At 69.2% G+C, this 21,013-nt stretch carries 20 protein-coding genes; 5 read left to right on the plus strand and 15 right to left on the minus strand.

All coding sequences use genetic code 11. From position 1 onward, the window contains the following. The first annotated feature begins 16 nt into the window (after window positions 1–16). Entirely contained in the window at window positions 17–508 is a 492-nt protein-coding gene (locus E4V01_RS10615; RefSeq protein WP_135298311.1) for a VOC family protein, read from the plus strand. Further along, a complete protein-coding gene (locus tag E4V01_RS10620; protein ID WP_135298312.1) occupies window positions 505–1,284 on the plus strand; it encodes a class I SAM-dependent methyltransferase in 780 nt (259 codons plus the stop codon). The genes E4V01_RS10615 and E4V01_RS10620 overlap by 4 nt, the downstream gene beginning before the upstream one ends. 158 nt (window positions 1,285–1,442) lie before the next feature. Here the strand turns inward: E4V01_RS10620 and E4V01_RS10625 are convergent, their stop codons facing one another. The 7 genes from E4V01_RS10625 to E4V01_RS10655 form a co-directional block, all read right to left on the minus strand. After that, window positions 1,443–1,787: an HIT family protein gene (locus E4V01_RS10625; protein ID WP_135298313.1), complete on the minus strand. Its 345-nt coding sequence runs from the start codon at window positions 1,785–1,787 to the stop codon at window positions 1,443–1,445. Window positions 1,788–1,924: 137 nt separating this feature from the next. Further along, window positions 1,925–3,274, minus strand: a complete 1,350-nt coding sequence (gene gltX, locus E4V01_RS10630) for a glutamate--tRNA ligase (protein WP_135298314.1) — start codon at window positions 3,272–3,274, stop codon at window positions 1,925–1,927. A 56-nt stretch (window positions 3,275–3,330) separates the two neighbouring features. After that, on the minus strand, window positions 3,331–4,410 hold the full coding sequence (locus E4V01_RS10635) for an HlyD family secretion protein (protein ID WP_135298315.1): 1,080 nt from the start codon (window positions 4,408–4,410) through the stop codon (window positions 3,331–3,333). Then, on the minus strand, window positions 4,407–4,601 hold the full coding sequence (locus E4V01_RS10640) for a DUF1656 domain-containing protein (RefSeq protein WP_060771980.1): 195 nt from the start codon (window positions 4,599–4,601) through the stop codon (window positions 4,407–4,409). Before E4V01_RS10640 ends, E4V01_RS10635 begins: the two co-directional genes overlap by 4 nt. Window positions 4,602–4,609: 8 nt before the next feature. After that, complete coding sequence (locus E4V01_RS10645; RefSeq protein WP_135298316.1) at window positions 4,610–6,646, minus strand: FUSC family protein; 2,037 nt, start codon at window positions 6,644–6,646, stop codon at window positions 4,610–4,612. Beyond that, window positions 6,643–7,077 (minus strand): DUF4345 domain-containing protein, encoded by a 435-nt coding sequence (locus E4V01_RS10650; RefSeq protein ID WP_135298317.1) that lies wholly within the window; start codon window positions 7,075–7,077, stop codon window positions 6,643–6,645. Before E4V01_RS10650 ends, E4V01_RS10645 begins: the two co-directional genes overlap by 4 nt. A gap of 162 nt (window positions 7,078–7,239) precedes the next feature. Continuing rightward, window positions 7,240–7,521 (minus strand): hypothetical protein, encoded by a 282-nt coding sequence (locus E4V01_RS10655; RefSeq protein ID WP_060771983.1) that lies wholly within the window; start codon window positions 7,519–7,521, stop codon window positions 7,240–7,242. A gap of 372 nt (window positions 7,522–7,893) precedes the next feature. Between E4V01_RS10655 and E4V01_RS10660 the strand changes: the two genes are divergently transcribed. Next, window positions 7,894–8,529, plus strand: coding sequence for a glutathione S-transferase N-terminal domain-containing protein (locus E4V01_RS10660; protein ID WP_135298318.1), 636 nt, complete (start codon window positions 7,894–7,896; stop codon window positions 8,527–8,529). A gap of 853 nt (window positions 8,530–9,382) precedes the next feature. On the opposite strand, the gene tolB is transcribed toward E4V01_RS10660, so the two are convergent. The 4 genes from tolB to tolQ form a co-directional block, all read right to left on the minus strand. After that, window positions 9,383–10,723, minus strand: coding sequence for a Tol-Pal system beta propeller repeat protein TolB (tolB, locus tag E4V01_RS10665; protein ID WP_003602805.1), 1,341 nt, complete (start codon window positions 10,721–10,723; stop codon window positions 9,383–9,385). A gap of 78 nt (window positions 10,724–10,801) precedes the next feature. After that, window positions 10,802–12,193, minus strand: coding sequence for a cell envelope integrity protein TolA (tolA, locus tag E4V01_RS10670; protein WP_135298319.1), 1,392 nt, complete (start codon window positions 12,191–12,193; stop codon window positions 10,802–10,804). A 14-nt stretch (window positions 12,194–12,207) separates the two neighbouring features. Further along, entirely contained in the window at window positions 12,208–12,657 is a 450-nt protein-coding gene (locus tag E4V01_RS10675) for an ExbD/TolR family protein (protein WP_060771985.1), read from the minus strand. A 34-nt stretch (window positions 12,658–12,691) separates the two neighbouring features. Then, window positions 12,692–13,408, minus strand: coding sequence for a protein TolQ (gene tolQ, locus E4V01_RS10680; RefSeq protein WP_003602810.1), 717 nt, complete (start codon window positions 13,406–13,408; stop codon window positions 12,692–12,694). Between the two features lie 539 nt (window positions 13,409–13,947). Here tolQ and E4V01_RS10685 point away from each other — a divergent pair. Next, window positions 13,948–15,111 (plus strand): methyl-accepting chemotaxis protein, encoded by a 1,164-nt coding sequence (locus E4V01_RS10685; protein WP_245517503.1) that lies wholly within the window; start codon window positions 13,948–13,950, stop codon window positions 15,109–15,111. On the opposite strand, the gene ybgC is transcribed toward E4V01_RS10685, so the two are convergent. From ybgC to ruvB, 4 genes are all read right to left on the minus strand, one after another. Further along, window positions 15,098–15,529, minus strand: coding sequence for a tol-pal system-associated acyl-CoA thioesterase (ybgC, locus tag E4V01_RS10690; protein ID WP_135298321.1), 432 nt, complete (start codon window positions 15,527–15,529; stop codon window positions 15,098–15,100). The genes E4V01_RS10685 and ybgC overlap by 14 nt on opposite strands. 188 nt (window positions 15,530–15,717) lie before the next feature. Next, the gene (locus tag E4V01_RS10695; RefSeq protein ID WP_060771988.1) at window positions 15,718–16,434 is read right to left on the minus strand and encodes a DUF4142 domain-containing protein; all 717 of its coding nucleotides are present in this window, start codon (window positions 16,432–16,434) and stop codon (window positions 15,718–15,720) included. Window positions 16,435–16,739: 305 nt separating this feature from the next. Beyond that, window positions 16,740–17,681 (minus strand): metallophosphoesterase, encoded by a 942-nt coding sequence (locus tag E4V01_RS10700; protein WP_135298322.1) that lies wholly within the window; start codon window positions 17,679–17,681, stop codon window positions 16,740–16,742. Then, window positions 17,674–18,744 carry a Holliday junction branch migration DNA helicase RuvB gene (gene ruvB, locus E4V01_RS10705; RefSeq protein WP_060771989.1) on the minus strand — a complete coding sequence of 357 codons (1,071 nt, stop codon included), beginning with the start codon at window positions 18,742–18,744 and terminating at the stop codon, window positions 17,674–17,676. The genes E4V01_RS10700 and ruvB overlap by 8 nt, the downstream gene beginning before the upstream one ends. Before the next feature lie 437 nt (window positions 18,745–19,181). Between ruvB and E4V01_RS10710 the strand changes: the two genes are divergently transcribed. Further along, window positions 19,182–20,930 carry a L,D-transpeptidase family protein gene (locus E4V01_RS10710; protein ID WP_135298323.1) on the plus strand — a complete coding sequence of 583 codons (1,749 nt, stop codon included), beginning with the start codon at window positions 19,182–19,184 and terminating at the stop codon, window positions 20,928–20,930. The last annotated feature ends 83 nt before the right edge of the window (window positions 20,931–21,013 follow it).

Genomic DNA, 21,013 nt, shown 5'->3' on the forward strand with positions numbered 1-21,013 from the left:
AGAGGGAGAGCCCGACATGGCTGCTATCAGCACCTGCCTCTGGTTCGGCAAGGACGCGGAAGCGGCCGTCCGCCTCTACGTTTCACTCGTGCCCGACTCGCAGATCGATCACATCCAGCACGCACCCGGCCCCTGGCCGGGCGGCGAGACCGGCGAGCCGATTCTGATCGCCTTTACCCTCGGCGGGCAGAGCTTCCAGGCGCTGAACGGCGGGACGCCCATCGATTACGGGACCGCCGCCTCCGTCTCGGTCTCGTGCCGGGATCAGGCCGAGGTCGACCGCCTGTGGTCGGTGCTCACCGCCGAGGGCGGCGCGGAGATCGCCTGCGGCTGGCTTCGCGACCGCTGGGGCGTGCCCTGGCAGATCGTGCCTGAGATACTGCCGCGCCTCCTCGCCGATCCCGATCCGAATCGGGCCGCCCGCGTCTTCACGGCCATGCAGGGAATGGTGAAGCTCGACGTCGCGGCTCTCGAACAGGCTGCGGCCGGGGCAGAGCAGACGCCATGAGCCAGCCGCTGAGCCACGACGCCCACACCGCGAGCCAGTTCGGCAGCCGCGCCGCCGATTACGTCGCGAGCGCCGTTCATGTCGCGGGCGAGGATCTTGCGGCTTTGGCGCGCTTCGCCGCCCTCCCCCATGCGGCCGTGCTCGATCTCGGCTGCGGCGGCGGCCACGTCACTTACGCGGTGGCGCCGCAAGTCCGCTCCGTTACCGCTCTCGACCTGTCGCAGGCCATGCTCGACGCGGTGGCGGGGGAAGCGCAGCGGCGCGGCTTGGCGAACGTCGCCACGCGGCAGGCCAGCGTCGAGGCGCTACCCTTTGCCGATGCGAGCTTCGACGGCGTGCTCTCGCGCTACAGCGCCCACCATTGGGGCGACGTGCCCACCGCCCTGCGGGAGGCGCACCGCGTGCTGGCGCCCGGGGGGCGCTTCGGCCTCGTCGATGTCGTGCATCCCGGGCCGCCCCTGCTCGATACCCATCTCCAGGCCTGGGAGCTGCTGCGCGACCCTTCGCATGTGCGCGATTACGGCGAGGCGGAGTGGCGCCGGATGCTGGCGGAGGCCGGCTTTGTGCCCGGCGCCGTCCGGCGCTGGCGCGTGCGCATGGAATTTTCGTCGTGGGTCGCCCGGATGGGCACGCCGGAAGCGAGCATCGCGGCGATCCGCGCGCTGCAGCAAGGCGCGCCCGAGCCGGTGCGATCCCATTTCGCGCTCGAAGACGATGGCAGCTTCACCCTGGACGTGATGATGATCGAAGCCGAGCCCGACGGTGTCCTAGACTAGGGTCAGGATTCACCCAGCTTCGCTATGCGAAGGGCTGCTCTCGACCCGAGCCGGCTATGCGGGCATGGGTCCGGGCATCTCGAAAGCGGGCATGTGCCGATCACCGTTCAGAAGTGGATCGGAGGTGGGAAGCATTCTTGCCGTTCGAGAAGCTGTGGTCAGGGCTGCGCTGCCGGGGGCGGTGCTTCTCCGGCACGTCTGGGGATTACATGGAAATGGGCATGGTCGATCTTCTGCCCTGCCACGACGCCCTTGTTCAGTCCGAAGTTGAACCCACCCACATTTGGGTCCTCTTCCAGGATCTGGGCGCGAACAGTGCGTGAAAGGGCGAACACTGCCGCTAGTTCCGCGTTCGTGAGATCGAGCCCATTGGGCTCATGTCTCTTCGGTAGAACCAATGTATGCAGCGGTCGAACTGGGCATTTATCTCGGATCGCGAACGCAAGCTCGTTCTCTGCGAGGATCTGAAGCGACACACGATCGCAGAAGATGCAGCCTGTCATTCAACGGGCTCCTAGTTCGATACGCCGCCAGTGGACGGTACGGCGTCATCGGCTACGCTGAATTCCCGTCCGTAGGGAGGCTGTCACGAATTCACCCTAAGCAGCCATTCCCATGCTCGACCGGATTGGGTTTCACCTTAGGCCGCCTCGCCGGCAAGCCGTCGCACGGCGCGGTCGCGCCCGATCAGCGGCAGCAGCGCCGCGAGGTCCGGCCCGTGGTCGAGGCCGGTGAGCGCGAGGCGCAGCGGCATGAAGAGGGCGCGGCCCTTGGCGCCGGTCTCCGCCTTCACCGCGTCGGTCCAGGCCTTCCACGTACCGGGGCCGAACGGCGCCTCCGGCAGCAGGCGGGCGGCCCTCGCGATGAAGTCGGGCTCGGCGATTACGGGCGTCACCAGCCCGTTCACCACCTGCCACCATGCGGCGGCGTCCGAGACGCGGCCGAGATTGGCCCGCACCGCGTGCCAGAACGGCTCGGCCGCCTCCGCGGGGATACCGAGGGCTGTGAGCCGCTCGTGCACCGCATCGAGCGGCATGTCGTGGACGAGGCGCGCGTTCATCCCGTCGAGTTCGGCCGGGTCGAACCGGGCCGGGGCGCGGGACAGGTGAGCGAGATCGACGAGACCAGCCAGTTCGTCGAGCGAGGCGATCGGGCGGACGGCCTCGGCCGAGCCGGTCAGCACCGCGAGCGAGCGCACGGCAGCGGGCTCGTAGCCGGCCTCGCGCAGCGAACGCAGCGACAGGTGGCCGAGGCGCTTCGATAGCCCCTCCCCGTCCGCCGTCGTCAGCAGGTTGTGGTGGCCGAAGGCGGGTATGGCGGCGGCGAGCGCTTCGAAGAGCTGCACCTGCACGCCGGTATTCGTCACGTGATCCTCGCCGCGGATCACGTGGGTCACGCCGACCTCCGCGTCGTCCACCACCGAGGGCAGCGTGTAGAGGTAGCTCCCGTCCGCGCGCACCAGCACGGGGTCGGAGAGCGAGGCGCAATCGACGTGGCTCTCGCCCCGCACGAGGTCGGTCCAGGCCACGACGCGGTGGTCGAGCTTGAACCGCCAATGCGGCTGCCGGCCCTCGGCCTCGAACCCAGCGCGCTCGGCCTCGGTCAGCGAGAGCGCCGCGCGGTCGTAGATCGGCGGTAGGCCGCGGCCGAGCTGGCGTTTGCGGCGGCGGTCCAGCTCCTCCGGTGTCTCGTAGCAGGGATAGAGCCGTCCGGCCGCCTTCAGCCGCTCGGCCGCCGTGTCGTAGAGGGCGGTGCGATCGCTCTGGCGGAAGAAAAGATCCGGCTCAATGCCGAGCCAGCCGAGATCCTCGGCCACGGCGGTGGCGAACGCTTCGGTCGAGCGCTCGCGGTCGGTGTCGTCGAGGCGCAGCAGGAAGCGTCCGCCCTGGCGGCGCGCGTACAGCGCGTTCAGCAGCGCGGGCCGAGCATTGCCGATATGCAGGAAGCCGGTCGGCGAGGGAGCGAAGCGGACGAGGGGGGAAGCGGCCATGAAGCCGCTCTATCCAATTTTTTTGGATATCGCACCGTCCACGCGCGGTTCCGGCGTCAGTTCTTCGGCTCCGCGCCGGGCTCGGTCCGGTCGGAACGACCGAAGATCCATTCGCGTGTTGCCTTGACCCAGGCCGGCTGGCCTTCGCGGCCGTCGCCGACCACCACCGTCGCGGTCATGCCCGCCACCAGGGTCACTTCCGGCGGAACGTGGTCGATGCGAATGCGCACCGGCACCCGCTGGGCGAGCCGCACCCAGGTATAGACCGGATCGACGTTCGGCAGCCCTTGCGTGCTCGTCGCGGCGTTGGCCGTCGAGATGCCGAGCGTCAGGCTCTCAACCGTGCCCTTCAGCGGGGCGCCGTAGCCCATCAGCGCCATCTCGGCGGGGGCGCCGACGCGGATATGCGCCATCTTGGTCTCTTCGAAATAGCCGTCGATCCAGAAGGAATCGGTGTCGATCACCCGCGCGTTGGCGGTGCCGGTCTGGGCGTAGTCGCCGACCCGCAGGAGCAGGTTGGTGACGCGCCCGTTCACGGTCGAGCGCACCTGCGTACGCTCGAGGTTCTTCTTCGCCTGCGAGAGCTGCGACTTGGCGGTCTCCAGCGCCGCCTCGGCGATCTTGGCGGTGCCCGCGAATTGCTGCTTCTCCTCGACCGAGGTCGAGATCGTCGAAAGCGCGGCACGCCGGGCCGATTGCGCCTGCTTGACCGAGAGGTCGGCCTCGCGGTTCTTGATCTCGGCCTCGGCCGAGACCACCGCCTCCTGATAGTCGAACGGGTCGATGACGTAGAGAACGTCGCCCTTCTTCACCTCCTGGTTGTCGGTGACCCTCAGCTCGACGATGGTGCCGGCCACCTGCGGGGCGATGTTGACCACCTGCACGCGGACCCGTCCGTCACGCGTCCAGGGCGCGGTCACGTAGAACTGCCAGACGATGGTGGCCGCCACCGCCGCGAAGGCGAGGACGAGGCCGGTCGCGGCCAGCCGCAGCAGACGGGCCCCTCGCCGGCGCCGCGCGACGGGGGGCGCCTCGGCCGGGCCTTGCGCCTTGCGCGGCTCGTCGGAATGCGTCGCGTCGGCCGCTCTATGATCCTGGTGCCGGCTCTCGCCCGGCCCGTCGTCGTCGCGTTTCACAGAAGCACCACCACGAGCGCGAGAAGGCAGACGTAGATTCCCGCTTCCGCCAGAGGCGGGTTGGCGACGAAGCGCCCGAACCGGATCCAGCGGAACACGACCCGGAGTGCCACCAAGAGCGCGAAGGCGATCAGCGCGTAGGCGACGAAGGGCGAAACCAGGATCCCGCCGATGGTGAGGTCGTGCTGCATGGAGGACGTCAGGAGCTGGGAAGGGAGAGGCGCCGGAAGAAGCGCCCGTGCCGCCGGATAACGCGCGAGGCCGTCGCGAGGTCTGTGACGGCACGCGCGAGCTGCAGGCGCACGGTGCGGTCCTGCACGCGCGCCTCGCCGATCAGTGCGCGCGCCGCCCGGTCGAGATCGTCCGAGCTGGCGCAGGCGAGCGCTTCGCGCGCCCGACCGATCAGCGGGGCGAGGCCGCGGACCTCGCTCAACGGGCGCAGTTGCGCGTGGGCCCGCGCCGCGGCGGCCTCCAACTGCGCCACGGCGAAGGCATGCTGCAGGCTCGCCCGGCGCACCGCGCCGCTGCCGGAATTCCAGGCCGAGAATTGGAACAGCCGGTCGGCATTGAGGCTGGTGCGCGTCGTGGCGTCGCCGCCCTCCCCCGCGAGCGCTTCGGCAAGGTCTTCACGGGCCTCTTCGAGGGCGAAGGCACGGTGCTGCGAGGCGGAGATCGGCAGGACGAGGCGGATCGTCAGGAACAGGATCACCGCCGCGAAGACGACCAGCAGCGCGTTCACGAGGAAGGTCTGCGGATCGTAGGATTGCGGGTTCTCCGGCGCCAGCAGCACCGGCGTGAACACGAGGGTGATGAAGCCGATGGTGAAGCTCGGCGGGTGCAGCGAGACGAGGCAGCCGAAGAAGACCGGCGGCGCCATGGCGATGGCGAGCAGGGGAAAGCCCTGGTTGCCGTTGAGCATCACGAACAGGATGGACCCGGCGCAGAGGGCGGCGAGCGGCATCCCGATCAGGACGCCTTGCGCGAACTTGCGCGGATCGGGCGTGACCGAGGACAGAGAGCAGGTCGCCGCGACCTGAACCAGGGCGAAGGAGGATTGCGGCAGCCCGAGCAGGATGAACAGCCCGGCCGCGAGGCCGAACGCGATCATCACGCGCAACGCCGCCCGCAGGGCGACCTGAAAGTCGCGATGGGTCGGCAACGCGATGTCGCGCAGGGGCTCATGGCCGTCCGAGAGGGCGCGCACCCCGTCCTCGGCGAAGGTCGCGGCGTTGACGACGTCCAGGGCGCGCTGGAGCGCCACGGTCTCGTCGAGGGTCGCACCGGCATCGCACATGCCGGCATCCACGAGGTCGCGCAGCCGCGCGCCGTCGCGGGCAAGCGCTTCGGGGCGCGTTCCGTCCCCCTCCGAGACCGCGCGCAGGGCGAGCGCCTGCGCGTCCCGCACCCGCTTGCCGGGTTCGGGGATGCGGCTCGTCGCGGCCGTGAGCGCCCGGCTCGCCGCGGCCAGGACGTAGAGCGCGGCGATGGCGCTGCGGGCCCCTGCGGCCCGATGCACGCCGTCGTCGAGTTCGCCCGCGATGGCACTGGCATCACCCCGCAGCGGCGCGATCTGCCGGATCAGGGCGGCGGTGCGCTCGGGGCCGGGATCGCCCTGCGTCAGGCTCTCGCGGGCAAAGGCCTTGGCCGCCGCATGGGCCGCGGCCAGGCGCGGAAGCAGGGCTTTCCACGTGCTCGGCGAGGCGAGCGCATCGTTGATGAAGGTGATCGCAACGATGCCGACGGCCATCGCCGCGACGCGGCCGATGGCGGCATCGAACACCGTCTGCGGTGCATCGATATGCGCGACCGCGATGATCGCCACCGTGTAGCCGGAGAGCATCGCCCCGTAGGCGCGGGTATCCTGCAGGAATTGTGAGACGAAGACGCAGAGACCGAGCCAGCAGGCGAAGCTGACGAGCAGGAGCACCCGGTCCTGCCCGAACAGGGCGATCAGCACGATGCCGACGATGCCGCCGACGACCGTGCCGAGGAAGCGGTAGCCCGCCTTCGACAGGGCTTGGCCGCGCTTAGGCTGGGCGAGGATGGCGACGCAGACCGCCGCCGACGAGGCGCTGTCGAGCTGGAGCCAGAACGCGGCATAGAGCGCCAGCATCATCGCCAGCCAGATCCGGATGGCGAAGGCCCAGGCGGCGGGTTGGGGCACCCAACGGTCGAGGGTGTCGATCAGGCGCTCGCCGAGGCCGGCGCCGCCGGTCCGCTGCGCCGCCCCGCTCACCGCATCGTCTCGAGGCCGGACGCCAACTCTTGCCGCCGATCCCGGGCTTGGCGCGCGACCCGCATCTGCCACAGGCACAGCAACGGCGTGACGACGAGTTCGAGGGCGAGCGCCGCGAGCATGGTCAGCGACGGCACGCCGGTCAGCGAAAGCCCGAGCAGTCGCGCCAGCCCGCCGAGGACCACGACGAGGGTGAGGAAGCGGAACAGCCGCGACTTGTCCTCGATTCCCGGCACGCAGGTGAAGAACAGGATGCCGATCCCGGTCAGCAGGCCCGACAGATAGCGGAAATGGCTGTCGGCCGAGATGTTGACCGGCGTACCGCCGCCGATGCCGTCGATGCCGAACAGCACGCCGTAGAGGCCCGCCAGAACGGGGACGATGGCGGCGACCGCCACCGTGCGCTGCAGGATGCGGCGTTCACGCTCCATATCGGTGAGGCTTTCGTCTTCGCTTTCATGCGCTCCCGCGCGGAGCCGGCATCCGCTTCGGCGCGGGAGCCCGTCGGACCAGATCGGCGGGGCAACACGCTCGCCGCATTTGGGTTCATCCGGCGCCGGTTCGATCGTCGGCGCGGGTGATCCCCGCCCCCGTCAGGCCTTCTGTTCCTTCAGGCGCTTGACGCACTTGCTGTAATATTGCGGCCATTTCGGTCCCTGGGCCGCCTTCTCGGTGGCGGAGAGCGCGCGCCACTCGGCGCCGCACTTCTTCTGCCGCTCGCGCGCGGCGGATTGAGCTACGCTCGGCTCCTTCGCGGTCTGCTCCTTCGTCGTCTCCCTGGCGCTCGGCGCGTTCCAGGCTTCCCTGGCCGTCGCGGCTTGGGCCAGGAGGAGCGGCGCGGCCATCAGGGCGGCGGCGAGGAGACGAGAGAGCATCGGGCGACTCCGGTGGGTTGGATTCGGCGGCTTGGCCGTCCACGCCGCATCACAGCCGCATCGGGGCCCAAAGAGCAAGCGTCCTCTACAACTTGCGCACGATTGCCCTGGTCACGCGCGGGCCTCAATCGCCGGCGCCGGCCTCCGCGGATCGTCTCGGTCCCCTGGGCTTCCGCTCCGCTCGAGGGGCGTCCAGAACAGAGGTTCCGGAAAGACCCCGCTGCGCGCGGCGCTCTTCGCGCCGCAAAGCCGCCATGCGGCTTCGAGCAATGGCCTTCCCCGGAACTTGGCCTTCGGCTTGAGCCGCCGGGCCGTTCCGCGCTACCTCGTGAACCGAGGATGGGCGCGGGCCCGCTTTTCCGGGATGCCAGCATGGCGGTCACGACGGCGCAGCCGATCGAACTCTACACCTGGAGCACGCCGAACGGGTGGAAGATCCCGATCATGCTCGAAGAGTGCGGGCTGCCGTACCGGGTCGTGCCGGTGAACATCGGCAAGGGCGAGCAGATGGCGCCCGACTTTCTCAGCATCTCCCCCAACAATAAGATCCCGGCCATCGTCGATCCCGACGGACCGGGCGGCACGCCGATCTCGGTGTTCGAGTCGGGCGCGATCCTGCAATATCTCGGACGCAAGACCGGCTGCCTCTATCCGAGCGACGAGCGCGCCCGCACCGCGGTGGACGAGTGGCTGTTCTGGCAAGTCGGCGGCCTCGGACCCATGCTGGGGCAGGCCCATCATTTCCGCATCTACGCGCAGGAGAAGATCCCCTACGCCATCGATCGGTTCACGGAGGAAGCCAAACGCCTCTACGGCGTCCTTGACCGGCGGCTTGCCGACCATGAATATCTCGCCGACGCGTACTCGATCGCCGACATCGCCGCGCTGACCTGGGCGAAGTTCCACGGCAAGCAGGGCATCGCGATCGAGGCGTTGCCGAACGTCCGCCGCTGGCTCGACGCACTGCTCGCCCGGCCGGCGGTGCAGCGCGGCCTCAACGCGATCTGACGCGGGGCCATCCGATAGGTCGGAAGCTCGACGTGCAAGGCGTGTTTGTCCGCGGGCCGGCACACCTGCCGGGGAGCTTCAGGCCGGCCCGCGGGCCCGTCCCGGCGCCGAGGGTAGAGGCGAGGACAGGCTCCCCAGTCTCGCCGACGATTGATGCTGCTTTGTGTCCGCCGGCGGCAGCGGTCCCCCGCGATGGGGGCGCCTGCCGCTTCGTGCGGTGTCCTCGTCGATGCGCTGAGGTGTCGGCTCCACCGGGACATGCGCGGCGTCGGAAACCGACCTCGGAGAGGCGCAATTCGCGGTCGCATCGGATCCGGCGCTGATGTCTCGCCCGATGCGGACGGCTCTCTCGCATCGCCGCTCGTAAGCCGTTGCCGACAAAAGATTTTACTCATCAAGCATTCATCGGCACAAGAATCGGAAGGCTTGGCGGCAAATTCCCGCTTGACGGCCTGCCAATACGGACGCAGTCTACATTCGTGCTTCGCACTCGGAAGCACATCGGCCATTAACCGCGTGATCTTCGCGTGGTTTGTTGGCGAAAGCTGGAGGAGACAAGGATGACTCCACCGCAGCATGAAGCCGCAACGATAGTCTGAGAACCCGTTCGGTCTCGGACTGAGTGGCCCGCCACGAACACCGGACGGAAGCGGATCCTTAGGGGCGCAGAAGCGGCCGACACGGCACGACTTCGAACACGCATCAGCCCCACCTGCGGACCGCTTCCGCCGCGGTTTCTATTGTCAGTGCGAAGGTTTTCACCGTGCCAGCCGTCGAGGCTCGCGCGGATTTCAGTACGGACCGTGCCGTTGAAGGCAAGCCTCTGACCGCGCTCTGTGCGCTTCCGGCCGGCTTACTTGCCCGACAACAGCGGCGACCAGGTCGGGTCCGAGGCGAAGGACGGGGTCGGCACCGGCTGCTCCACCTTGCCGGTGATGTCGACCATGTAGAGCTTGCCGCCGCCCTGCCCGCCGGGATCGCGGAAGAACATCACGTACTGGCCGTTCGGCGCGAAGGTCGGGCTCTCGTTGTGAAAGCCCTCGGTCAGCACCCGCTCGCCCGAGCCGTCGGGCTTCATCACGCAGATGGCAAAGCCGCCCTTGCGTTGCCGGGTGAAGGCGATGAGGTCACCGCGGGGCGACCAAGCCGGCTGCGAGGCCGATCCCTCGCCGAAGGAGAGCCGGCGCGGGTTCGAGCCGTCGGCCCCCATCACGTAGATCTGCTGCGAACCGCCGCGGTCGGATTCGAACACGATCTGGCTGCCGTCCGGCGCGTAGCTCGGCGAGGTGTCGATCGCCAGCCCCTGCGTCACCGGCGTCTGCGCCTTCGAGGCGATGTCGACGGTGACGATGTCGGCGTTGCCGCCCTGCTGCACGCTCATCACGAGGCGGCGCCCGTCCGGCGAGAAGCGCGGGCTCGCGCTCATCGACGCGAAGTTGCCGACCGTTTGACGCTTGCCGGTTTCCAGATCGATCATCTGGACCTTGGGCTGCTGGCCCGGCGCCTGGGTCATGAAGGCGATGTCCTGCCCCGCCGGCGAGTAGCGCGGCGCCACCACCGAGACGTCGCCGCCGCCTGTGAGCGCGCGGACATTGGCGCCGTCCTGATCCATCACCATCAGGCGCTTGCGACGGTTCTCCTTCGGGCCGGACTCATCGACAAAGGCGACGCGGCTGTCGAACCACGGCCCGAGGCCGGTGACCTTGGTGTAGACCGCATCCGACACGAGATGCCCGGTGCGGCGCGCGTTGGCGACGTCGGTGCCGTATTGCTGGCCTGTGATCTGCTGGCCCGAGGCGACATCCCACAGGCGGAAGGCGACGGTGAGCCGGCCCGAGGCGTCGCGCCCGACCCGTCCGGTCACCAGCGCCTGAACGCCCGCGCCCTTCCACGCCTCGAAGTTCGGTGCCGCGTCGAAGCTCGGGTTCTCGGGGAAGCGCCCCTTCTCCAGCGGCGTGAAGTAGCCGGAGCGGCGCAGGTTGTTCGTGATGACGCTGGCCACCAGCGTGCCGAGGCTGGCGTCGCCCGCGAAGTCGGCGACGGCGATCGGCATCGGCTGGAAGGCGCCGCTGCCGATGCGGAGCTGCAGCTGCGCCCGTGCCGGAGTCGCGGCGGGCAGCGCCAGGGCGAGGACGCCGAGCGCGGCCGTGAGCGCCGGCAGGAGGGTGCGCCGGGTGAAGGCTGTTCCAGGCATGGGACAAGTCCAGGTCGTTCGGGGAATGCGAGAAAGAAAGGCCGATGACGCGGTGGATCGGCGGGTCGAGCCGGCGGATCACACGGGCGAGAACTCGAACTCGGCGTTGATGGCCTTCCAGTCGTTGTAATACGGCGCGTACTGGGCCGGAATCTTGAAGGGCGCGCAGCGCCGCACCGCCCGCAGCGCCGCCTGGGCGATCGACTGATCGACCGAGTTGTTGCCCGCGCGCATGACCCTAGGCTCGGTGGTGAGCGATCCGTCCGGGTTGAGGCGGATGTCGAGCATCGGCAGCACCACGCCCTGCGTCGCGCCGGGCGGCGCCGAGTAGCAGCGCTCGATCTGCTGTTGCAGCATGCCGACGAGGGCGCCGCGCAAGGATGGCGAGAGGCGCTGGGCGGTGCCGGAGGCCGTGCCGAGCGAGGCCGTGCGTTGCACTTCGCGGCCGGTCGAGCCGGTCGATTGCGAGGCGGCGCGGGTCTGCATCTCGCGGCTGTCGCCGGGGCTGGTCCTGTTGGCGAGTTCCGCCTGCTGGCGCGCCTTGGCCTCGGCATCGGCCTTCGCCTTGGCGTCGGCCCTCGCCTTGGCCTTGGCTTTCGCGGCGGCTTCGGCTTTTGCCCTCGCTTCGGCATCCGCCTTGGCCTTGGCTTCGGCGACCTGCTTGCGGTGCTCGGCCTCCGCCTCGGCTTTTGCGGCCGCTTCGGCCTTGGCCTTCGCTTCAGCCTTGGCTTCGGCTTCGGCCTTAGCCTCCGCTTTCGCCCTGGCGTCGGCCTTCGCCTTGGCCTCGGCGCGCGCCTTTGCCTTCGCCTCAGCGGCCTTGGCCGCGGCTTCGGCCTCGGCCTCGGCCTGTTCGCGCTCGACCAGCTTCTGTAATTCTTCGCGCTTCTCGGCCTCCGCCTTCGCGGCGGCGGCCTTCGCTTCGGCCGCCTCGGCCGCCGCGGCCTTCGCCGCTTCGGCCTTTGCGGCGGCCTCCGCCTTCGCTTTGACCTCGGCCTTGGCCTTCGCCTCGGCGGCCTTGGCCGCGGCCGCCTTTTCGGCTTCGGCCTTGGCGGCTTCCGCCTTGGCCGCGGCGGCCTCCGCCTCTTCCTTCACCGGGTCGGCGGTGTCGGCGCGCAGCGGCATCGCATCGACGGCGGCGAGCCGGGTGTCGGCGGTGCGGGTGGGCGCGGCCGGCGCGTCGGTCTTGGCGTTCTCGGGCTCGCGCTGCTCGTGCTTCTCCGCCACGCGATCGGCGCGATTCGGGTTGTTCTCGGGCTTTTCCGCGTTGAGTTCGCCACGGGTCAATTCGGAGAATTGCTGCTCGGTCAGCACTTCGACCGGCACGCCCTCCTGCCCTTCCGGCAGGACCGGCGCGGCGATGGTGAACAGGGCGGCGCCCAGCACGGCAGCATGGACCGCGGCCGAGATCCAGACGCCGGGTTCGCGCTTTCGGAATGACTCGGTGAGTGAATGGGGCCAGCGCAGAGCCACGGTGCCTTGCTCCGCTAATTCGATTCCGGCTCGGTGACGAGGGCGACCTTCTTGAAGCCGCCGCCGGTCACGATCGCCATCACCTGGGCCACGCGCCCGTAATCGACGCGCTTGTCGCCGCGCACGAACACCCGCTCCTCGGTGCCGGTCTTGGAGGTCTGCATGAGCTGGGGCACGATGTCGTCGTCCTTCAGCTCGATCTCACCGAGATAGACCTCGCCCGTGCGACGGATAGAGATCGTGATCGGCTTGACGTCGGAGTTGAGCGGGCTCGCCTTCGATTGCGGCAGGTCGAGGGGCACGCCGACCGTCATCATCGGTGCCGCGACCATGAAGACGATCAGCAGGACCAGCACGACGTCGATGAACGGCGTCATGTTGATTTCGTTGATGGCGCCGTGCCCGCGCCGTCCGCGGCGGCGGCGCTTGCCGCCGCCCTGTGCCGCGCCGTGCGTCATGCCCATCGATTAGCTCCCGCTTTCGATCTGCTTCGGACGCTCAGGCGGCGACCGAGAGGCGCTCGTCGATCTGCCGCGACAGGATCGCCGAGAACTCGTCGGCGAAGCCTTCGAGCCGCGACTGCGACTTCGCCACCGTGGCCTGAAGCTTGTTGTAGGCGAGCACCGCGGGAATCGCCGCGAACAGGCCGATGGCGGTGGCGAACAGGGCCTCGGCGATGCCGGGCGCCACCACGGCGAGCGAGGTGTTCTTCGAGGCCGCGATCGAGGTGAAGGCGGTCATGATGCCCCAGACCGTGCCGAACAGGCCGATATAGGGGCCGGCCGAACCGATCGAGGCGAGGAACAGCAGGCGGGAATCGAGCCGCTCGACCTCGCGCTGGATCGTCACGTCGAGCACCTTGTCGATGCGCTGCGACAGCGAGTGGATCTGCCGGCCCGAGCCTTCGAAGGAGCGCTTCCACTCCCGCATGGCGGCGACGAACAGCGCACCGAGGCCGGTGGGCTGGCGGTCGTTGAAGGAGCGGTAGAGTTCCTCCAGCGAGCGGCCGGACCAGAACGCCTCCTCGAAGGCGTCCATCTCGGCTTCCGTGCGGCGGAACAGCAGCGTCTTGTCGACGATGATCGACCAGCACCAGATCGAGGCGCCGAGCAGGCCCACCATCACGAGCTTGACGACGAAGTGCGCCTGCCAGAACAGGCCGAACAGGCTCATGTCTGCGACGGGCGCGGCCTGCATGGCATCGGCTGGAGTCATCGAACGATCCTCGCGTCGTCAGGGCCGCGCCGAGGCGCACCGGACTGCCGACTGATCCTTTGAGCGATAGACTTTGAGATCACTCGGGAATCTGTCGAAAGTAAGGGTCGGACGCGATACCGGCTCCGCCCGTGCCGCGGCGCAGCGCACGTCGTCCCACACCGGAGTCTAAGGCCGCGTCAGGGTTAAGAAACCGTTACGTTTGGTCCCGCACTATCCTCCATCAATCTTCCGTCAATGGGTTGATCAACGGCGAGCGATATAATCTGCAATTTTTGAAAGAGCGGGAATTCAGTTTCGGTCCACGGGTTCATCCGCGTCCTCGATGCTCATTATTGAAACATACTTAAAAAATCGTTGTCGTTTACCAATAATAAGCGAACATAGGTTAGGGTCCATCAAATCGAGGCGGGCTTCTGAAGCCCTGGGATGAATGTGGGCTTTTGATGATCCTCCCAAGAAGATTCTTCCCGGCGGCCGGTCCGGCGCAGCAGGGTTCGGAGAAGCCGGGCCGGCTTTCCGTCGATTTCGCGGCTGTCTTGAACGAGCTTCCGGTCAACGTGCTCGTCCTGCATCCCACCGATGCGACGATCACCTTCGCCAATCAGCGCAGCGTCGAGACCCTTCACAGCCTGCGCGCGCATTTGCCGGCCTCGGTGAACCCGGATGCCATGGTCGGGCTCACCATGGATGTGTTCCATAAGAACCCGGCCCATCAGCGCAGTATCGTCGCCGACCCGGCCCGCCTGCCCTGGCGCACCAAGATCCGGCTCGGACCGAAGACGCTCGATCTCCACGTCTCCCCGGTCCGCGACGCGGACGGCCACTACGTCGCCGCCGTCCTGTCCTGGGCCGACGTGACCCCCTTCACGGATTCGATTGCCAGCTTCGATGCCTCCGTCCGCGCTGCGCTCGGAGAGGCCGCCGAGGCCACGAGCGCGATGCGCGGGGCGGCCGAGCGCGTCCTCTCCGCCACCGATGCCACCGCCCATGCGGCCGACAGCGCCGCCACCGGCGCGACCGACACGACGGTGAACGTCCAATCCGTCGCCGCCGCCGTCGAGGAACTGACGGCCTCGAACGGCGAGATCACCCGGCAGGTCAACCGCTCCAGCGCGGCGACCGGACAGGCCGTGACCGAGGCCGGCGCGGCCATGGAGAGCGTCAAGGCGCTCTCCGAAACGTCGCAACGCATCGGCGAGGTCGTCGGTCTGATCAGCTCGATCGCCAGCCAGACCAACCTTCCCGCTCTCAACGCCACCATCGAGGCGGCTCGGGCCGGCGAGGCGGGCCGCGGCTTCGCCGTGGTGGCAACCGAGGTCAAGGTGCTCGCCGGGCAGACGGCGAAGGCCACCGGCGAGATCGCCCAGCAGATCGGGCTGATCCAGGCGGCGACCTCGCAGACCGTCGCGGCCATCGAGCGGATCTCGGGCGTGATCCGCGGCCTGGACGAGGGCGCCACCACCATCGCGGCGGCGGTCGAGGAACAATCGGCCACGGCGGGCGAGATCAGCCGGAGCGCCCGCGAGGCGGCGGAGCGGACGTCTCTCGTCGGGGGCAGCATCGCCCAGGTCGCCACGACGGCCGAGACCTCGGCCGGCTCGGCCCGCTCGGTCCTCTCCGCGACGACGATCCTCGACCAGCAGATGGAGCAGGTGACGCGGGCGGTTCAGGATTTCCTGGTCGAGGTCAGACGGATCTGAGACCAGCCGGCGTCAGGGCGCGGCGTAGTCCGTCCGGCAGGCGGATCGCGCGCCCGTTCCTGACGCAGGCGACCACGACGTCGGCGCGCACCAGCACCTCGCCCCCGCGACGGACCTCCTGGGCGAGGTGCATCGAGGCGCCGCGCAACGCGCTCGACCGGGTGTGAACCTCGATCCAATCGTCCATGCGGGCGGGCTTGAGGAAATCGAGGGTCATCTTCCGCACCACGAAGACGAGCCCCGTGCCCTCCGCGTGCATCTCGGACTGGTCGCCCGCGAGCGCACGGAGAAGTTCGGTGCGGCCCCGCTCCATGAAGCGCAGGTAGCTCGCGTGATAGACGAAGCCCGAGAAGTCGGTGTCTTCGTAGTAGATGCGCAGCGGAAGGCGGTGCGCCTCGGCGCCTGGGGTCGGATCCATGGACGTCCGGGTTCGTGGGGATCCCGTCATTTAGCGGGTCTCGTCATGGGTGGCGAGAGGTCGGGCTGCGCCCTTGCCCGCGGGCCGGCGCGACATCGGCAACGGTGCCTCGAACGGCAAGAGTGCCTCGAACGGCAAGAGCCGCCCCTTTCGAGGGCGGCCCTGTCAAGCAGGCGGGTTCGCGTCGATCAGCCGCCGATGCGGTTCGCGAGGGTGGCCGAATGGGCGTGCTCGTCGGCGATGTAGGGCAGCGCCTCGTTGGCGAAGGTGCGGCCGGCGGCACTGTCGCCGTTGCGGGCGTAGCTCCCGTAGAGCGCGAGGGTGCGGGCATCCGAGCGCGCCTGCCCGCTGACATAGGCCCGGTCGAACTCGCGGGCCGAACGGGCCGAGCGCAGGCGCTCCAGGCGCTGCTGGCCATTCGGGCCGAGGGCGACGCGACGGCCGGGCTCTCCCGGACTGTTGTCGATCAGGCCGACGCCGCCGAGCACGCCACCGACGATGCCGGTGCCGATATTGGCAGCCAGCGTCACCGGGGCCAGCACCACGCCGATCGGGTTGTCGAGACGGGTCGGGATACCCTGCTGGTCGGAGACGACGCGCCCGCTGGCGGTCAGCGACGTGCCCTCGGGCAGCAAGGCCCGGGTGGTGGCCTGACGCTCGACCAGAATCCGGTTGGCGTAGTTGCGCACATGCGGATTGCGGGACCGCTCCAGGGCGATCCGGCTGGCTTCGATGCTGGTGGCATCCGAGCGCAGAGCCTCGGCGCGGAAGTCGCGGGTATCGGTTCCGGCGCGCCCGATCGGTGCGTCGCTGCCGATGCGCAGCGGCAGGGCGTCCTGAGCCAGGGCGGGCGTGGCGAGGGCAGCGACGGACAGGCCGAGGGCGGCCAGGACGGTCGTCTTCATGGCGGAGGGTTCCTTGAAGGTCGTGCTGGAATCGTTCGTTGGGCCGGCGCTCCTAAAGAGCGTGGTCGGGCCCTCAACTTGTGCGATGCACGCCTGTTCCGCATGCCGCCGGCGCCGCCTTCGACGGCCGTAGATGCGCCGGATTGCCGCTGGAAGAACCCATAGGGTTCGAATAATTCGTTTTTTGACAATGGCTTGTTGTCAATTTGCGTCGCGCTGACGGTTACAGACCCAGTCTGAAATGATTAAAATATGCCGATGTTTTCGTCGATTATGACGCACATGATATGTATCCCATGCATGTCTCATCGCTTGGTGTCATCGGCATCAAGCTCGACCACGACGATCTCCGGTGGCACGCCGAAACGCACCGGCGCGATGCTCGTGCCGAGCCCGCCGGAGGTGATGAGATCCGCCTGCTCGCGGACATGGCCATAGGCGTAGCGGTTGCCGTAGCGGGAGGGGACGACGGGAGAGCGGCCGAACAGGCGCACCTGTCCGCCATGGGTATGGCCCGAGAGCGTGAGCGCGATGCGCGGCGGCACCTGCGGAAAGATATCGGGCTCGTGTGCCAGCAGGATCGCGGGGGCGCCATCGGGGATCTTCGCCAGCGTGCCGGTGAGGTCGTCGAGGCCGATGCGCGGATGACCGTGGCGCCTGCGACCCGGCAGGAGCGCGAGCTGATCGGCGAGGCCGGCGAGCCAGACCGTGTGACCTTCGACCGAGAGCGGCAGCGCGTCGTTCTCCAGCACGGGGATGCCGACGCGCCGAAGCGCCTCGCCCGCGATCGTCGGGCCGGCGCCACGAGCCTGCGCCGTCCTGTCCTCCCACCAATCGTGATTGCCGAGGATGGCGTAGGTGCCGAGCGGCGCGGCGAGTCGTCCGAGTACGGGCGCCCATTCGGCGGCGTCCACGTAGCGCGTGACGACCCGCATGCCGGAGACGTAATCGCCGAGCAGCACGATCACGTCGCCCTGAAGAGCGTTGGCCGCCGCGACGATGCCGGCGATGCGCGCGGTCGACATCCAGGGCTCGCAGGCATGGATGTCGGCCAGCGCGACGATCCGCAGGGTCAGGCCCTCCGGCCAGGGGCCGATCGGCTTCAGGCGGTAGCGCGTCACCGCGAGCCGCATCGGCTCGACGCCGACCGCATAGGCGCCCGTCCCCGCCCCGGTCAGCGCCGTCGCGCCGAGCCCGATCAGCACCGTCCGGCGCGTGACGGAGACGGGGCTGCGGCCCTCACGCATCCGGGTCGTCGCTTCCGCCGAACAGGCCGAACTGCGAGCCGGGGTCGCGCCGGGGTTCGGCAAAGCCCATGTGCCGGAAGGCGTGCGGCGTCAGCACCCGCCCGCGCGGGGTGCGCTGCACGAAGCCCTTCTGGATCAGGTAGGGCTCGATGATGTCCTCGATCGCGTCGCGCGGCTCGGACAAGGCCGCGGCGATGGTCTCGATCCCGACCGGGCCGCCGCCGAACGAGGCCGCGATCAGGGTGAGATACTTGCGGTCCATCACGTCGAGGCCGACCGGATCGACGTCGAGCATCTGAAGAGCCCGGTCGGCGATGGCGCGGCTCACCGTCGTCGCGTCCTCGACGATGGCGAAGTCGCGCACCCGGCGCAGCAGACGCCCGGCGATGCGCGGGGTGCCGCGGGCCCGCTTGGCGATTTCGTTGGCGCCCTCCTCCGACATGCCGAGGCCGAGCACCCGCGCGCCGCGGCGGACGATGAGTTCGAGCTCGTCGATCTCGTAGAATTCGAGGCGGATCGGGATGCCGAAGCGGTCGCGCAGCGGCGTGGTGAGCAGACCCGCGCGCGTGGTGGCGCCGACGAGGGTGAATTTCGGTAGCTCGATCTTCACCGACCGGGCGGCCGGGCCTTCGCCGATGATGAGGTCGAGCTGGTAATCCTCCATCGCCGGATAGAGGATTTCTTCCACCGCCGGGTTGAGACGGTGGATCTCGTCGATGAACAGGACGTCGCGTTCCTCCAGATTGGTGAGCTGTGCCGCCAGATCGCCGGCCTTGGCGATCACCGGGCCGGAGGTCGAGCGGAAATTGACGCCGAGTTCGCGGGCGACGATCTGCGCCAGCGTCGTCTTGCCGAGGCCGGGCGGGCCGACGAACAGGACGTGATCGAGGGCCTGGCCGGTCTTCTTGGCCGCCCCGATGAAAATCTGCATGTTGGCGCGCGCCGCCCGCTGCCCGATGAACTCGGAGAGGCTCAAGGGGCGGATCGACTGGTCGGCGTCGTCCGGCCGGCGCTCGGGGCTCAGCAGGGTCTTGCCGGGCTTGGAGGTCTTGTCTTCGCTCACGGGGGTCTCGCGGGGCGTCGGCCGAATGGCTCCCGCAAAACGCCCGCTGCGCCGTCGCCCCAAGGGAAAACGGCCGGCGGCAGGGGCGTCTCGTGAGGCATTCCGACCCCGCGTTTTGCACATCCTGCACGCCCGCACCACCGCGGCAGAACGGTCCATTCCAGGGCAATCGCTCGAAGGCGATCGCCCTGGTTTGTTGCTGGCCACAATCGCCGGCGCCCGCCTCCGCGGGCTCAGGCTTCGCTCGGCTCGAAGCGTTCCGGGGCTCACGCCCCGAAAACCCCGCGCCGCAAAGCCGCTCGATCGGCTTCGAGCGATCGCCCTGCGGTCCGCTCCCGAGCGGCTTGCGTGCTCCGGCACACCCCGTGGGCGAGGCGGTGAGCGAGTTGGTAACCAACCCCGCCGATGATCGGACCGTGCACCCGATGAGATCCGCGATGCCGAATGTTATCCCCGCCCCGCGCAGGCCCCGCCGCGCCCGGCTCATCGGCGGCACGGGAGCCGCCCTCGCCCTGCTGCTCGCCGGTCCGCTCCGGGCCGAGTCCGTCCCCGAGCCGCAGCCGGATTCCTGGATCAACCTGCGGATCGAGCCGAAGGCCGAGGCCGCGCCGGAGCCGAAACGCGAGCTGAGGGCCGATCCCAAGCCGGAGCCCAAAGTCGACCCGAAGCCCGACCCGAAGACCGCGCCGAAACTGGAGCGCCCGACCGCCGACACGGTGGCGGTTCCGGCCGAGATGCCTCCGGTCAAGAAGGCGTCGCGGGAATTGCCGCCCGTCGTCTACGCCCGCGTGTCCGAGGATCCGCTGCCGAGCTACACCGCGCAGACCTTCGTCGACACGATGCGCGCCGCCGAGCGCTATCAGGTCTATGCCGAGGCCGGCGGCTGGAAGACGCTGCCCGCCGACTTCGCTCCGAAGCCCGGCGACAGCCACGCCGCGATCCCCTCGCTGCGCCATCACCTCACCCTGACCGGCGACCTTCCGGCCGACGCGCCCCCCTCCGACCGCTTCGATCCGCCGCTGGTGGCGGCCGTGAAGTCGTTCCAGGCCCGCCACGGCCTGCCGGATGCCGGCATTTTCGGCCGTCTGACGCTGAACGCCCTCAACGTGCCGGCCGACGTGCGGCAGCGGCAACTGCGCGCCTCGGCGCAGCGGCTGATGGGGTCGAGCTTCGGCTTCGGCGAGCGCTATGTGACCGTGAACATCCCCTCCGCCACGGTGGAGGCGGTGGAGAACGGTGCGGTGACCCGCCGCTACGTCGCCGTGGTCGGCTCGCCCGACAAGCAGACGCCCGCGGTCGAGACCCGCATCACCGACGTGAATCTCAACCCGACCTGGACCGTGCCCGTTTCGGTGATCAAGAACGAGATCATCCCGACGATGCGCAAGAATCCGGGCTATCTCGCCAAGAACCGCATCCGCATCCTCGGCCCCGGCGGCGTCGAGGTCGATCCGACCGCGATCGACTGGAACACGCAGAAGGCGACCAACTACACGCTGCGCCAGGATTCCGGCCTCGACAATTCGCTGGGCCAAGTCCGCATCGACATGCCGAACCGCCACGCGATCTACATGCACGACACCCCCTCGAAGTCGCTATTCGCCGGGTCGGTGCGCTTCCATTCACACGGTTGTGTGCGCGTCGGTCAGGTGAAGGAGTTCGCCGCCTGGCTGCTCCAAGGCACCGAGGGGCCGAACGGGCCGGGCTCCGCCTGGGGACCGATCGAGATCGAGACCGCCATCGCTGTCGGCGAGCGGCGCGACGCGAAGCTCGTGAAGCCGACGCCCGTCGCCTTCGTCTACCTGACCGGCTACGCGACCTCGGACGGCCGGGTGCATTTCCGCGACGACATCTACGGCCTCGACACGCCACCCGCGCCGGCCGCGGCGACGCCGCTCACCCCCGATGTGACGACCACCGGCGCCATCACGCCCCGCACGGCGCCGGCACCCCGCCCGGCCGCACCGGGCGTCGCGCCGCGTCCCCTGCCGTCCACGGCGCAGGGGGCGCCCGTCAGGCCGGCGCCGGTCAAGCCCGCACCGGTCGGGTCCGCTCCGACGCCGGCGCCCGCGACCGCCTTGCCCGCTCCGCCGAAGCCGCAGACCCGGAAAGCCGCGCCGCCCACACGCGGGCCGGAGAACGAGCCGGTCCCGATGCCGCCCGGCCTCGTCGGCGGGCGGGGCTGAAGCGCCTGGGCGGCGCCGCGTCCCGTCCACAGCAGCGCTGCCATGCGGAGCGGAACAAAGCCTCGCGCTTGCTCATTCTGCCG

The sequence above is a fragment of the Methylorubrum sp. Q1 genome (genome assembly GCF_004683995.1).
Classification (GTDB): domain Bacteria; phylum Pseudomonadota; class Alphaproteobacteria; order Rhizobiales; family Beijerinckiaceae; genus Methylobacterium.

Coding starts and splice junctions, on each gene's coding strand:
- ybgC (WP_135298321.1), bottom strand. CDS start 15,529: ATGGATCCGACCCCAGGCGCCGAGGCGCACCGCCTTCCGCTGCGCATC.
- E4V01_RS10700 (WP_135298322.1), bottom strand. CDS start 17,681: ATGCGTGAGGGCCGCAGCCCCGTCTCCGTCACGCGCCGGACGGTGCTG.
- E4V01_RS10640 (WP_060771980.1), bottom strand. CDS start 4,601: ATGCAGCACGACCTCACCATCGGCGGGATCCTGGTTTCGCCCTTCGTC.
- E4V01_RS10625 (WP_135298313.1), bottom strand. CDS start 1,787: ATGACAGGCTGCATCTTCTGCGATCGTGTGTCGCTTCAGATCCTCGCA.
- E4V01_RS10620 (WP_135298312.1), top strand. CDS start 505: ATGAGCCAGCCGCTGAGCCACGACGCCCACACCGCGAGCCAGTTCGGC.
- E4V01_RS10675 (WP_060771985.1), bottom strand. CDS start 12,657: ATGGGCATGACGCACGGCGCGGCACAGGGCGGCGGCAAGCGCCGCCGC.
- gltX (WP_135298314.1), bottom strand. CDS start 3,274: ATGGCCGCTTCCCCCCTCGTCCGCTTCGCTCCCTCGCCGACCGGCTTC.
- E4V01_RS10660 (WP_135298318.1), top strand. CDS start 7,894: ATGGCGGTCACGACGGCGCAGCCGATCGAACTCTACACCTGGAGCACG.
- E4V01_RS10650 (WP_135298317.1), bottom strand. CDS start 7,077: ATGGAGCGTGAACGCCGCATCCTGCAGCGCACGGTGGCGGTCGCCGCC.
- E4V01_RS10710 (WP_135298323.1), top strand. CDS start 19,182: ATGCCGAATGTTATCCCCGCCCCGCGCAGGCCCCGCCGCGCCCGGCTC.
- tolQ (WP_003602810.1), bottom strand. CDS start 13,408: ATGACTCCAGCCGATGCCATGCAGGCCGCGCCCGTCGCAGACATGAGC.
- E4V01_RS10695 (WP_060771988.1), bottom strand. CDS start 16,434: ATGAAGACGACCGTCCTGGCCGCCCTCGGCCTGTCCGTCGCTGCCCTC.
- E4V01_RS10655 (WP_060771983.1), bottom strand. CDS start 7,521: ATGCTCTCTCGTCTCCTCGCCGCCGCCCTGATGGCCGCGCCGCTCCTC.
- E4V01_RS10615 (WP_135298311.1), top strand. CDS start 17: ATGGCTGCTATCAGCACCTGCCTCTGGTTCGGCAAGGACGCGGAAGCG.
- tolB (WP_003602805.1), bottom strand. CDS start 10,723: ATGCCTGGAACAGCCTTCACCCGGCGCACCCTCCTGCCGGCGCTCACG.